Source organism: Pedobacter sp. WC2501 (genome assembly GCF_052682415.1).
Genome location: NZ_JBQZFI010000001.1, coordinates 3,906,849 through 3,921,313 on the forward strand (window position 1 = coordinate 3,906,849; position 14,465 = coordinate 3,921,313).

10 protein-coding genes are annotated in these 14,465 nt (G+C 37.6%); 6 read left to right on the top strand and 4 right to left on the bottom strand.

The genetic code is table 11. The annotated features are described in order from the left end of the window. The first annotated feature begins 215 nt into the window (after positions 1 to 215). Positions 216 to 3,383: a SusC/RagA family TonB-linked outer membrane protein gene (locus tag ACUN24_RS16560; RefSeq protein ID WP_445563502.1), complete on the top strand. Its 3,168-nt coding sequence runs from the start codon at positions 216 to 218 to the stop codon at positions 3,381 to 3,383. A gap of 11 nt (positions 3,384 to 3,394) precedes the next feature. Beyond that, a complete protein-coding gene (locus tag ACUN24_RS16565; RefSeq protein ID WP_445563503.1) occupies positions 3,395 to 4,831 on the top strand; it encodes a SusD/RagB family nutrient-binding outer membrane lipoprotein in 1,437 nt (478 codons plus the stop codon). A 203-nt stretch (positions 4,832 to 5,034) separates the two neighbouring features. Here the strand turns inward: ACUN24_RS16565 and ACUN24_RS16570 are convergent, their stop codons facing one another. The 4 genes from ACUN24_RS16570 to ACUN24_RS16585 form a co-directional block, all read right to left on the bottom strand. Next, on the bottom strand, positions 5,035 to 5,235 hold the full coding sequence (locus ACUN24_RS16570) for a YtxH domain-containing protein (RefSeq protein ID WP_445563504.1): 201 nt from the start codon (positions 5,233 to 5,235) through the stop codon (positions 5,035 to 5,037). 279 nt (positions 5,236 to 5,514) lie between these two features. After that, the gene (locus ACUN24_RS16575) at positions 5,515 to 6,468 is read right to left on the bottom strand and encodes an MlaD family protein (RefSeq protein ID WP_445563505.1); all 954 of its coding nucleotides are present in this window, start codon (positions 6,466 to 6,468) and stop codon (positions 5,515 to 5,517) included. Between the two features lie 171 nt (positions 6,469 to 6,639). Next, complete coding sequence (locus ACUN24_RS16580; protein ID WP_445563506.1) at positions 6,640 to 7,416, bottom strand: N-acetylmuramoyl-L-alanine amidase family protein; 777 nt, start codon at positions 7,414 to 7,416, stop codon at positions 6,640 to 6,642. 12 nt (positions 7,417 to 7,428) lie between these two features. Beyond that, a complete protein-coding gene (locus tag ACUN24_RS16585; RefSeq protein ID WP_445565144.1) occupies positions 7,429 to 8,292 on the bottom strand; it encodes an N-acetylmuramoyl-L-alanine amidase family protein in 864 nt (287 codons plus the stop codon). Between the two features lie 74 nt (positions 8,293 to 8,366). On the opposite strand from ACUN24_RS16585, the gene ACUN24_RS16590 reads away from it, so the two are divergent. From ACUN24_RS16590 to ACUN24_RS16605, 4 genes are all read left to right on the top strand, one after another. Next, positions 8,367 to 11,027 carry a putative LPS assembly protein LptD gene (locus ACUN24_RS16590; RefSeq protein ID WP_445563507.1) on the top strand — a complete coding sequence of 887 codons (2,661 nt, stop codon included), beginning with the start codon at positions 8,367 to 8,369 and terminating at the stop codon, positions 11,025 to 11,027. 4 nt (positions 11,028 to 11,031) lie between these two features. Continuing rightward, positions 11,032 to 12,276: a competence/damage-inducible protein A gene (locus ACUN24_RS16595; protein ID WP_445563508.1), complete on the top strand. Its 1,245-nt coding sequence runs from the start codon at positions 11,032 to 11,034 to the stop codon at positions 12,274 to 12,276. A gap of 56 nt (positions 12,277 to 12,332) precedes the next feature. Then, positions 12,333 to 13,685, top strand: a complete 1,353-nt coding sequence (locus ACUN24_RS16600) for a dihydrolipoamide acetyltransferase family protein (RefSeq protein WP_445563509.1) — start codon at positions 12,333 to 12,335, stop codon at positions 13,683 to 13,685. Positions 13,686 to 13,757: 72 nt separating this feature from the next. Beyond that, complete coding sequence (locus ACUN24_RS16605; RefSeq protein WP_445563510.1) at positions 13,758 to 14,372, top strand: hypothetical protein; 615 nt, start codon at positions 13,758 to 13,760, stop codon at positions 14,370 to 14,372. Positions 14,373 to 14,465: the final 93 nt, after the last annotated feature.

Below are 14,465 nucleotides of genomic sequence, written 5' to 3' on the forward strand. Positions count from 1 at the left end.
AATCATTCAAATGAGAAAAACAGACAAGCTAAAATCGCCTTATGTAAATCCTTGTGTAGACTCCCGAATGCGCTGGTCCTGTTAGAATTGCTCCGTTTTAACAGGCACTTTTGATCTAAACATCCCATTTATTTTTTTAGCAAAACACGGTTATTAACCGTTAGGGAGTCGCTTTGCCCAAAATTTATCTTCTAACTAATTTTTAAAACACACACATGATCAAAATTTTTAAATCAATAGCGTTTATCCTGTTGCTCTTTATTACGCAGCAGCTATTCGCTCAAAATGCCACTATTACCGGAACGGTGAAGTCGGCAGATGGCGAAACACTTCCTGGTGTTTCCATCTTAATAAAAGAAACCAAACAAACTACGATTAGTGATGGGAAAGGTGCTTTCAGCATTAACGCACCAGAAAAGGGTACATTGGTATTTTCTTATATCGGTTTTAAAACACAGGAAATACAAATCAATAAAAATGCCGGGTCCATTTCAGTCATTCTTCAATCAAGTGATAATGCGTTGGATGAAGTAGTGGTTACCGCCTTGGGAATTTCGAGGCAGAAAAAATCGCTCGGTTATGCTGTTCAGGAATTAAAAGGACAAGATCTGGCCGAAGCTAAAGAATCTAACCTGGTAAATGCACTGGCTGGAAAAATAGCCGGAGTTAGGGTAACGAACAGTCAGGGGAGCATGGGTTCCTCACGTGTGGTCATCAGGGGAGAAACATCTATTGCAGGAAATAATCAGCCATTATTTGTGGTTGATGGGATTCCGGTAGATAATTCGCAGTTAAATTCTGCAGGGGCAAGAGATTATGCGAATGCCATTTCAGATATCAATCCAGAGGATATAGAATCAATTAGTGTGCTAAAAGGACCAAATGCAGCTGCATTATATGGCTCGAGGGCTGCCGCAGGGGTAATCCTGATTAAAACGAAAACAGGTAAATCGAAAAAAGGATTGGGTATTGATATTAACTCCAATGCCGTGTTGGAAACATTGCTTACCCTGCCGGTTTATCAAAATGCTTTTGGTCAGGGATCAGAAGGCAAGTTCAGTTATGTGGATGGCGCAGGTAAAGGTATTAATGATGGGGTAGATGAGAGCTGGGGGCCAAAACTCGATGGAAGGTTAATTCCACAGTTTTATTCGAAAGGGATAGCTGTTCCGTTTATTGCCCATCCGGATAACATACGAGATTTCTTTCAAACGGGATATTCCTTAAATAATGGTGTATCTGTTGCAGATGCTGGCGAAAAATATGATTACCGCATCTCCTACAATAACCTTAAACAAGTAGGCATTGTGCCGAATTCCGGACAGGGCAAAAACTCATTTGTATTAAATACGTCACTGAAGATAACACCAAAACTGACCTTAACGGCTAATGCGAATTATAGCAAACTTAATTCAGATAATTTGCCTGGCACAGGAGGTTCACGTTCTACAAGTACCATGTTACAGTTTACCTGGTTTGGCCGTCAGGTTGATATTAACCAGTTAAAAAACTATTTGGATGAAAATGGAAAAACGTTTAACTGGAATAACAGCTATTATAGCAATCCATATTGGGTAGCTTACGAAAATACAGTTTCGCAGAACCGCAGTCGCATTATCGGTAGTTTAGCCCTTAATTATAAAATTATTGACGGACTTGATTTCAATTTCAGATCAGGAACCGATTATTACAACGACAGGCGTAAAGTTAGGATTGCCTATGGCACGAACGGAACACCTTTTGGCTCTTACACTGAAAGTGCCTTTACGGTAAGTGAAAATAACACTGATGCGACATTAAACTTTAACAAAAAGTTAAATGATGATTTTAGTCTCGAATTATTAGGCGGTGGTAACATCCGCAGGCAATATATAGAGCAGAATGATCAAAGCGCACCTAAATTGGCCATTGCAGGACTGTATACACTTAAAAATTCCCGCGATCCATTGGTTTCATCAAATAATTTATCGCGTTTAAAATCTTACAGTATCTATGCCTCCGGGCAAATTGGTTTCAGGAACTATCTTTTTGCCAACATTACTGCCCGTAACGATTGGTCGTCTACTTTGCCAGCACAGAACAGGTCGTATTTTTACCCATCATTTAACGGAAGCTTTGTGGCTACTGAAGCTTTTGATATTAAAAGTGAAGCCCTTAATTATTTGAAAATACGTGGAGGCTGGTCTAAAGTGGGTAAAGATGCCGATCCTTACCGTTTGATCAATACTTATGTGTTCAGTGCGCCGTTTAACGCAAACCCTCAACTTACCACAAGTAATATAGACCTTAATCCTAACCTTAAACCAGAAACGACCACTTCAACAGAACTGGGCGTTGAGGCTGTTTTCTTTAACAAAAGGTTGCGTTTCGATTTAAGTGCATACAATACCAATAGTTACAATCAGATTTTGGCTGCCGATGTAAGTCAAAGCACCGGATTTAGCTCAAAACTACTTAATGCCGGAAAAATAAACAACAAGGGTATAGAAGCACAATTGGGCATCACCCCAATCAAAAAAACTTTTACATGGGATATTGATTTCAATTTCGCTGCAAACAGAAGTAGGGTAATTGAACTCGATGCGGAGAAATTATTAACGAATTACATTGTAGCTACCAACTCAGCGCAGGTGATTGCTACCGTTGGACAACCTTATGGATCACTTTTCGGAACAGCCTTTTTAAGAGATGGTAATGGTAACATTGTTGTAAATGCAACGGGAGCACCTGCAACAAACCCTACTAAGCAGGTATTGGGAAAATATACACCAGATTGGATTGGCGGGGTGTACAATACCTTTACGTATAAAGGTATAAGTTTAGGTGTATTGGTTGATGCGAGTATTGGTGGTTCTATTTACAACGGTACTTATGCAACAGGTACTTATACTGGAGTTTTAGCTTCTACGCTTCCGGGAAGGGCAGCGGAATATGGCGGAATCTCATATTATTATCCTGGTAACGATAAAGCTAACGGAACAGTACGGGTAAACGGAACAGCTCCGACAGGCGTTACAGTGTATGATGACGGAATTGTTTTTGATGGCGTAACGGCCGATGGTAAACGCAATGAAAAAGTATTACCTGCCCAACAATATTATAAATCGTTCAGGAATATTGATGAAGCAAATATTTTCGATGCCTCTTACGTTAAGCTTCGTGAAGTTAAGCTTAGCTACAATTTGCCGGCCAAATGGATCCGTCCGCTAAGTTTGCAAGGCGTTTCAGTATCACTTGTGGGGCGTAACCTTTGGATTATTCACCGCAATACAGTAGATATTGATCCCGAAGTAGCTTTTAATACTGGCAACGGACAGGGGTTGGAAAGTCTTTCTAACCCGAGCACACGCAGCTATGGTATCAACCTAAATGTTAAATTTTAAGCATTCCCATCATGAAAAATAAAAAACTATATATACTGGCCATTCTGGCAATTGCATTTTCATCTTGTAATAAAGAGCTAGATGAGGTGAATATTAATCCGAATGCTCCAGAAATTCCACAACCCGACTATTTACTTACGGGAACCGCTAAAACTACAGCTGATACATATTGGGGGGTAACCAATAATATGAACTCGAGCTTGCTTTTTGTACAACATTGGGCTAAAGTTCAGTATACGGAAGAAGATCGGTTTATCTTTTCGAACAGTGGCTTTACCTCTTTATGGTCTACTGGCTACGCACAAAGTATTGCTGGCTTTAATAAAATTATCGAATTGGGCGATGCACAGGGCAATCCAAACTATAAAGGAGTTGCACTTGTATTAAGGTCGTGGGTATTTTTGTTACTTACCGACGCTTACGGGGATATACCATATTCACAAGCTGGAAAAATTAAACAGTTTGTTACGCCAGTTTACGATAAACAAAAAGATGTTTATTATGGTATTCTTAATGATTTAAAGACTGCCCAGGCAGCTTTGGATCCAGCTTCGGGAAAAGTTATAAGCGGAGATGTGATTTATAGCGGCAATATTGCTTTATGGAAAAAGTTTGCCAATTCTTTACGTCTTCGCATCGCTTTACGCATTGCGGATAAAGAGCCAGCTAAATCTAAGCAGGTAATTGATGAAATACTTGCAGAAGGTGGCACTTATATTAATAGCAAATCGGAGAATGCAGAACTGTTCTACAGTGATTCGCCGCTGCAAAATCCGGTAGCAGCATCATTCGAAACCAGGAATGATTACCGGATCAGTAAAACCATCGTAGATAAACTTTTTGCACTAAATGATCCAAGACTACCAGTTTATGCAAGCAAAACTGATAATGCAACACCTCAAACGTACGTAGGTATTCCGAATGGCTCAACAAATTCAGAAGCCAGTGCAATAGGTCTGGCAAATTCTTCAAGACCAGGAACGTATTTTTTAGCACCAAAAGCACCTGCTGTGATTTTTAGCTATGCCGAATTACTTTTTGATAGGGCTGAAGCAGCAGCGCGTGGCTTTACTACAGAAAATGCAGCTGATCTGTATAAACAGGCTATCAGGGCATCATTTGATCAATACAGTATAGGTGGAAGTGCTGTTGATGATTATATTAATCAGGCTTCAGTACAATATGATGCTGGTAATTATAAAAAATCTATTGGTGAGCAAAAATGGATTGCTTTGTTTGGTCAAGGATTGGAAGCCTGGGCCGAGCAAAGAAGATTAGATTATCCGCAATTAACTGCTTCTGTTAATACCGTTTTGAGTGGTAAAATTCCGGTGCGTTTTATTTATCCGGGTACAGAACAATCGTTAAACGGACAAAATTATAAAAATGCGGTAAGCAGTCAGGGTGCTGATTTATTAACCACCAAACTTTGGTTTGATGCTTTTTAATGCCGTGATACAATGTTATTAAGTTAAGAATTTTTAACCACAGATGCCCACAGATAAATACGGATTATATCTGTGGGCATCCTTTTTATCTGAGGTTAAATTATAACTATAAACAAAAAACGTCCCGGTTTTAAATCGGGACGTTTTGTTGTTCAGAGAAATAGATATTTAGCCTCTTCAGGCTCTTTATTTCTACAAGCTATTCATCTTGATAAATCTTCTGCGGCATTACTTACCCTTGTTTTCAGGTCTTCTGTATAACCCTTTGCTTTATCGGCCCATTGTGGTGCACGATCAAATAATTCATCAACGATCGATTGTCCGGTAATTGGATCTTTCTTCGTGATATATTTTACGCCTGCATATACTGCAGCGCCAATAATTGCTGTTTTTAAAATTCCCATATTCTTTTCCTTTTTAAAATAAACATTCTGATACCGCTAAAAGTTTTAGACGATTCTAAATAACTGTTGTTACAAATCTGCTTATTGGCATCGCACTAAACGTTCTCTTTTATTGCCACCAAAAATTGGTTTAAAAGGAAAAATGGCTGTATGCAAAAAAAAGAAAGCGGATGAACATCTTACGATCTGTTCATCCGCTTATCCTTTTATAAACTATTTATGTCTATTTTTTCAATAGCCTCATTTACGCTACAAGGCTTTCATATTTGAAAAAATTAATTACTTGTCTTTTTTATTGCCGCCACCAAATACAGAGAAGTGTACATAACGCTTAGGGTTAGCTTTCAAATCGATCATTAATTCATCTAGATTTTTTGAAGCATTATTTAAATTCTGGTACATTTTATCGTCGTTTAGTAATAATCCTAAACTGCCTTTTCCATCTTTAATTCCAGAAATTACGCTTTGTAAATCAGCAATAGCATTGTTTGCATTATCTAAAGTCTGTTTAAAGTTAGCAGCAGCAAACTTATCGGTAACAGTATTAATATTGGTTAAAATATCACTGATTTTTTGGTTGTTGTTATTTAAGTTAGCAGTAATGCCTTCAACATTTTTAAAGATGGCTTCAATACGGGCGCTTTCAGATCCTACTAGACCGTCAACTTTTTTCGAGGTTGTTTCTAACGAGGCTAACGTCCCTGCGATGCTATTAAAGCTTTTATCAACGTTTTTCTGAAAGCTAGGGTTCAAGATAGAATTCACACTACTTAAAATGGAGTCCATCTTACCGATGATTAATTCCGCTTTCTTTTGAACGGGCTGTACCTGCTCCATTAAACCTTTTTCTACATTAGCATTTAAGGTAAAACCATCTTCTGCCATTTTTTTAGAGTTACCTAAAGACATTACAATGGCCTTGCTACCCAAAAGATCTGTACCTTCTAAGCGCGCAATACTGTTTTCGGGAATTTCATACTTGCTGTTTACGCTTAACGTAGCAATAATGCTGCCGTCTCCCTGGAGCTCCAATTTGGCCACGCGGCCAATCTGATAACCATTGATCAGGATAGGTTTTGATACAGTTAAACCGTCAACCCTGGTATATTTTGCATATAATGTAGTTTCACTTGAGAAAATAGAATTTCCTTTTAAAAAATTATATCCAATTATTAATAAAGCAATGGCAAATGCAGCTAAAATACCTACTTTGGTTTCGTTCTTAATCTTCATGAGTGTTTTATTTAATGGCTACAAGTACTGAAGTTTGTTTTCTTCACTTGTTAGAGCGTCATATTTTTTTTATTGTGCTAAACCCTGTAAATACATAAAGGCTGCACTATTTGTTTGGTATCTGATTTATATTTTTTTCAAAGTTAAAATAACTATCATTTATAATGACACTTATTTAACCTCAATATTTTTTTTGTATGTTTTTATTGCTTCTAAAATAGAATTGGCGATCTCGTTCTGTCCTTTTTGCGAGTTAATATATTTTTCTTCCTCGGTATTCGAGATAAAACCTACTTCTGTTAAAACTGCAGGCATACCACAGCGTTGCAAAACCAAAACGCCCTGTTCTTTAACACCACGGCTAAATCTTTCATCTCGTTTGACATAACTGTTCTGTACTAATTTGGCAAATTTAATGCTTTTGTCTCGAAAGGTGTTTTTTAAAAGTGATAAAAGAATAAAACTACTTGGGTTACCTGGATCGTAACCATCATACTTACTTTTGTAGTTCTTTTCCAGTTTAATATCGGCATTCTCACGTATGGCTGCATCTTGTTCCTTTAAACGGTGCGATCCTGCAACCAATGTTTCTACGCCTTTAATATGTTTGTTGCCTGGAGGCATTGAATTACAATGTACGGATATAAAAAGATCTGCTTTAGCTTCGTTCGCTATTTCGGCCCGTCTGTATAAATCAACATCTATATCTGTTTTACGCGTGAAAATTATCTTAATTTCAGGCATTTCCTCATGTAATAATGCACCTAGTTTCAATGCAACCTTTAATGAAATATCTTTTTCTTTCGAAAAACTACCAGAGGCTCCAGGTTTTCTTCCACCATGACCAGGATCGATAACAATTGTTTTGATCTTATAACTTTGAGCGGGTACTTTTTCAATAACCAGTAACGAAAATAAAAGTATTGTAACCAGAAGTTTAATCTTCATGCATGCGGGATATTAAAATGATGTTTCGGCTATACGTTTATAATTTTTAATTGCTTTAATAATGCCACTCACAATTTCATTTTGTCCTTCAGTAGAGTTCATATAGTCCTCTTCTTCCGGATTACTCACAAAACCTATTTCCGTTAATACGGCAGGCATCGCTGCACGGGCCAAAACGGCAAGGCTCTTCTCTTGTACGCCCCGGTTGATACGGCCGGCACTAACATATTCCTGCTGAAGCATTGAAGCAAATTTTAAACTTCTATCTCTATTGGTTTGTTTCATTAAGGATAACATAATGTCACTTTCAGGAGTATTCGCAATAAAACCCTCATAATTTTTCTGATAATTCTCTTCCAGAAACATGGATGCATTTTCCCTTTTGATCACTTCATCCTGCTCACCCAAACGGCGTGTTCCAGATACGAAGGTTTCTGTTCCTCTTGTTGAGGTGCTCTTAGAGGTAACCGTTCTGTAAACCGGTACTTTTCTACCCCGTACTTTCTTATAATAATCTACCACTCTCGATACCCTAACCGGCATATCATTTAAGTGAATGGAAATAAATAAATCGGCCTTTGCATTATTTGCAATATTGATACGCTCATATAAAGGAATAAATACATCCGACTCACGGGTATAAATAACTTTTATGTCTTTCAAACTGTCTTGAAGCGCACGGCCAAGGTTTAATGCAGTTTTAAGTGCTACATCTTTTTCCTTCGAATACACACCGTGGGTTGCACCATCTTTACCACCGTGACCGGCATCGATCACAATTGTTTTAATTTTATATTCCTGTGCAAATGCCTGATTATCAAACGAATTTGATAACACTAAATAAATAATAATTGTTAAAATGGATTTAAGATACATCAATGGTATATTTTTCACTAATTTTGAACGTTTTTGATTAAACATCGGTGCAAAAATAACATTCAAACACGAATTTGAAACTCCTTAAGAGCTCTATTTTATTAATATCTGTCATTTTATTAACACTTGTTGTTGGTAAAGCTAACGCATTTTCTCATTTTTCATTGCAACAAATCATAAAGCAAGACACAACCAAAAAGGATACGACTAAAAAGACAGGTAAAAATAATAGTAGTATCGACCAGAAAGTAGAATACAAAGCAGAGGATTCGGTAAAAATGAGTGCCGATAAAAGTATTGTCTATTTATATGGAAACGCAAGGGTGGTATATGGTGATTTTGAGCTAGATGCGGCTTATATCAAGTATGATAAAAAGCAAAATTCTATTTTCGCCCGTGGTGTTAAAGATCCAAAAACTGGTAGATATACCGGAAAACCAATCTTTAAATCAGGTGCCGAGGGGACTGCCATAGCCGATTCTATTTTTTACAATTCAGAAACAACCCGAGCTAAAGTATATGGTGTTTTTTCTGAGCAGGAAGGTGGTTTCTTCTCTGGCGGGCAGAGTAAAAAGCAAATAGATGATGAGCTGCACATTAAAAATGTAATGTACAGTACCTGTAATCTTCCACATCCGCATTTTGGATTAATGATTTCTAAAGGGGTAGTAACGGAGAAACAGATTATTACCGGGCCAGTTTACATGATTATTGAAGACATTCCCACTTTCCTGGGGCTGCCATTTGCATTTTTTCCTAAACCAAACAAACGAACATCAGGCGTAATCCTTCCTACACCAGGTGAAGATGCGACAAGGGGGTTTTTCTTACAGAATGGTGGTTATTATCTCGGATTAAACGATTATTGGGATGCTAAGCTTTTAGGTTCTATTTATACCAACGGCTCTTATGAAGCAAGCGTACTGAGTAATTATACCAAAAGATATAAATACAACGGTAATATCAACTTAGCTTACTCTAGTTTTAAAGATGGTTTAGAAGGTACAGAGGCTTTTAAAAACCCAACCAAAAACTTTAGCATTAACTGGAGCCATAGCCAAAATGCCAATGCCAATCCTGGTACTACATTTAGTGCCAGTGTAAGATTAGTATCTTCAGGAAAAAAAGGATATTATAAAAATACAGCAGCTGGTGCCAGCTATGATCTTAGCACGATTGCAACCAATTCTACAAGTAGTAGTATAAGTTATGCTAAATCCTACGCTAATGGAATGAACTTCTCTTTAGCAGCGAGAAGTGATCAGACCTTAAGTACAAGAGCAATAGCACTTAGATTGCCGGAATTGGCATTTAACGTTCCTACATTTAATCCATTCAAAACAAAGGATGCGGTAGGTGAGGAGAAATGGTATCAAAAAATAACGGTGGGCTACAGTTTACAAGGAACCAATAGTATTGATACTTTCGATAGTTTACTGTTCGATAATAATGGATTAAAACGATTAAGAAGTGGGATTGCGCATAGCATTCCTATAAATATGTCGTTCACAGCTTTGAAATATCTTAACTTTAGCCTGGGCGGTACCTATAACGAAGTTTGGAATTTCCAGAGTGTAAATAGAAGATATACCAGTTATGCCGATAATACTTTTTCATTTAGAGAAGATACTCTTAGTGGCTTTAAAAGAGCAGGTAGTTACAGTTTGTCAACAAGTATGTCGACTAAAATTTACGGAAGAAGAGATTTTAATCCGGCTGGTAAAATACAGGCATTGAGGCATGTAATGACACCAAATGTATCTTTCTCTTACTCTCCAGATTTTACCAAATCTGGTGCGGGGCCATTTAGACCCGCAATAGATCAGAATGGGAATCAAATTTATACCAGTGGGCAACCTTTAAAATATTCTATTTTTGATGGTATGGCACAGCAAGGCTCTTTTGGCGGGCCTAATGCATCTATTGGTTTTGGTTTGGATAATACCGTCGAACTAAAGGTGAGGAATAAGAACGATACAACCGGAACGGGCTCCAAGAAGATTCCAATCATCCAGGGTTTGAGTTTTAGCGGTTCATATAATTTCCTGGCCCCATCTTATAAATTATCTACCATTGGTTTTAGTGGCCGATCGCAGTTTACCGATAAATTAGGGATAAACTACAACGGAGCATTAGATCCATATGCTTTAAAAGATACAACAGTTAATGGCCAAACCCTTAAAATAAGAGAAGACCGCTTATTTTTCCAAAAGAACAAATTTCTGCCACGTTTAGCCAATTTTGGTTTCTCGTTCGATTATAGTTTAAACCCAGAGGCGTTAAAACGTAAAAATGAGGCTAACGACAAATTGGGGGATGCAGCCAACAAAAAAGGATTGACCGATATACAGTCTGAGCAATTAGCAGCTATAAGCCGTGATCCGAATGCATTTGTTGATTTTAACATTCCATGGAATTTCTCGTTCTCATATAGTTTTCAATATTCAAATGATGGAAACAACAATACAATTTCGAATACATTAAATTTTAATGGTGATGTTAATTTAACGCCAAAATGGAAGGTTACTTTTAACTCCGGCTATGATTTTAAGAATAATGGCTTAACCCCAATGAATTTAGCGATTTACCGCGATTTACATTGCTGGGATATGAGTGTAAACTGGGTTCCATACGGTGCTTACAAGAGTTATTCTGTTACCATAAAAGTTAAGGCATCGATATTGCAGGATTTAAAATTGAGCAAAAGACAGGGTTTTTACAGCACATACCGATAAATTTATGCTAGCCGAAATAATTACCATTGGTGATGAGATACTCATTGGCCAAATCGTTGATACCAATTCTGCCTGGATGGCAAAACAGTTAAATTTAATTGGCGTTTCCGTTAAGCAGATTACTTCAGTTTCTGATGATGAGCAACATATTTTAGAAGCACTCGAACTTGCCGAAAAACGAGCAGATCTAGTTTTAATTACCGGCGGACTGGGTCCGACTAAAGATGATATTACCAAAAATACTTTGGCAAAGTATTTTAATATGGGCTTTCGTAATGATCCTGGTGCATTGGAAATGGTTCGTCAGATTTTTGAAAAATACAAACGTCCGTTATTGGATATCAATATTCAGCAAGCCGATGTTCCTGATGGTTGTGAGGTTATTGTAAATAAAAATGGTACTGCGCCCTGCATGTGGTTTGAACAAAACGACACCATTTTTGTATCCATGCCTGGTGTGCCTTACGAGATGATGTACCTGATGGATGACGAAATTTTACCCAGAATTACAAGCAGATTTAAGTTACCGTTTATTGTTCATAAAACCATTCTTACTGCCAATATAGGCGAATCATTTCTGGCCAAAGAGATTGAGGAAATCGAAGATAGCTTGCCAGCGCATATCAAATTGGCTTATCTGCCAAAATTAGGACAAGTACGTTTACGTTTGTCAGCCAAAGGCGATAATGAAACAGAATTGAACAAAGAGGTTGAGCTTTACGCTAGACAGATTATTTCAAAAGTAAACAAGTTTGTCGTAACCGATGAAGATATTCCACTCGAAAAAGCGATTCTGAACCTGATGAAAAGTAAAGGCCTGACTTTATCGACAGCAGAAAGCTGTACCGGGGGGTACATTGCACATTTAATTACGCAACATCCAGGCTGTTCTTCGGTTTATTGGGGCGGGGCAGTAGCTTATGCCTATGAGTTGAAAGAATCTATCCTTGGTGTAAAAGAACAAACTTTAAGCACTTTTGGTGCAGTTAGTGAACAAACTGTAACCGAAATGGCCGAAGGCGCAATAAAACATTTTAAAACCGATTACGCCATTGCCGTTAGTGGCATAGCTGGTCCGGATGGTGGAACAGAAGATAAACCGGTTGGTACGGTATGGATTGCAATTTCTTCAAAAAACAAAACTGTAGCTAAGGTGTTTAATTTCAGTAACAAACGGATTCAAAACATTGAACGTTCTGCTGCATCGGCATTGGCCATGTTATTAAATCTCCTTAAAGAAACAGTTTAGAAAGAATAAAAACTGTATTTTTGTAGCGTTACCAATATAAAATACTGTAATTTAATATGGCTCAATACGAACTATTGTTACCAAAAATGGGTGAGAGTGTTGCGGAAGCAACGGTGATTAAATGGGTAAAACAACCAGGTGATTCTATTGATTTAGATGATACCATTCTGGAAATCGCTACTGATAAGGTAGATTCTGAAGTTCCGTCTCCGGTTGCCGGTAAATTGGTAAAACAGTTATTTGCTGCAGATGAAGTTGCCCAGGTGGGTGATGTAATTGCCATTATTGAAACCGAAAGCGGAGAGGACGCCACAACTAAAGCTCCGGTTGCAGAAAAACCAATAGCTGAAGAAAAAATTGAAACTATTCCCGGTATTGAACAACTACCCTCAGAAAATAATACTATATCAACTGATTTCAGTTCATCTGATCGCTTTTATTCCCCGCTGGTTAAAAGTATTGCTGCCCAGGAAAATATTCCATTAGCTGAGTTAGATGCAATTAAAGGCTCTGGTGCTGACGGACGGTTAACTAAAGATGACTTGTTAGTATATATCACTGATAAAAACAATGGAGAATCCATTTCAAAAACTAAAACAGTTGTTTTAACGCCACCTGCTCCACCAACAAGCCAAATAGTAGAAAATAAAGTAAGTTCAGCACCAGTTGTAAATAAAACCTCAACAACCAGTGTAAGTGGTGGCGACGAAATTATTGAGATGGACAGGATGCGCAAGCTGATTGCCGATCATATGGTAATGAGTAAAACCACTTCTCCGCATGTTACTTCTTTTGTTGAAGCCGATGTAACCAATATGGTTTTATGGCGCAATAAAGTAAAAAACAGTTTCGAGAAACGTGAAAATGAAAAAATAACCTTTACACCAATATTTGTAGAGGCTGTTGCAAAAGCAATAAAAGATTTCCCGATGATCAATGTTTCTGTTAATGGAACACAGATCATCAAAAAAGGTAATATCAATATTGGTATGGCCGCTGCTTTACCAAGCGGAAACCTGATCGTTCCGGTGATCAGAAATGCTGATCAGTTAAATTTAGTGGGTTTAACCAAAGCAGTTAACGATTTAGCTGGCAGGGCCAGAAACTCTAAATTAAAACCTGATGAAACGCAAGGTGGAACTTTTACATTAACCAATGTGGGTAGTTTCGGAAATGTAATGGGCACGCCAATTATTAACCAGCCACAGGTGGCTATTTTAGCTGTTGGCGCTATTAAAAAGAAACCTGCAGTGCTGGAAACTGAACATGGTGATGTGATTGCGATCAGACACATGATGTTTTTGTCATTATCGTATGACCACAGGGTTGTAGATGGTTCTTTAGGAGGGATGTTTGTGCGTAGAGTTGCAGATTATTTAGAAAGCTGGGACCTGAACAGAGAAATTTAGTCAGTTTGCAATTAACGGTTTTCAGTTGGCACATGCCAATAATTAATCAATTTACTAGTTTAACAATCAAGAATGTTAGCGTCAAATTTAAAATCGATAGTATCAGATAACGTATTGCATGCCAAATGGTTAAATACATTGTCTTATATGGAAAATGCAGGTGCAAAGAAGATTTCAGCTTCGGAGCATAAAGAAAATGTAAACCTGATTATTCTTAAACACGCTGCAGAAGAACATCGCCATGCTTATTATTTAAAAAAGCAGATCTCGAAGATTGACGAGGCACTTTGTAAAACTTATACGAATGCCGAGTTGTTATCTCCAAATCATACAAAATACTATTTACATGCTTTAGATATTGCGGTTTGCCGTTATTTAAAAGCCGTATTTAATCTTTCCGGTTATGACTTAAAATTCGCGGCGTATTTATTTGTGACTTACGCCATCGAAGTGCGTGCAGATGAACTGTATCCAATTTATCAGGCCGTTTTAGATGAAGCTAAAAGCAAGGTGAACGTAAAATCGATTATTTTGGAAGAAGAAGGGCACCTTGAAGAAATGATGAATCAATTGGTTAATTTTTCTGACGATTGGGAAAATCATGCAGCTGAAGTAATCAAAATCGAAAAAGCTTTATTTGAAGGTTGGGTTGCTGCATTAGCTGCAGAATTGCCAATAAGCGCTTAAATAATTGCTGATTGTAAGAGCGAAAATACATTAAGAAGTCAAGTTTTTAAAACTTGACTTCTTTGGTTAAAAACCAATCCAATTATTTGTTGT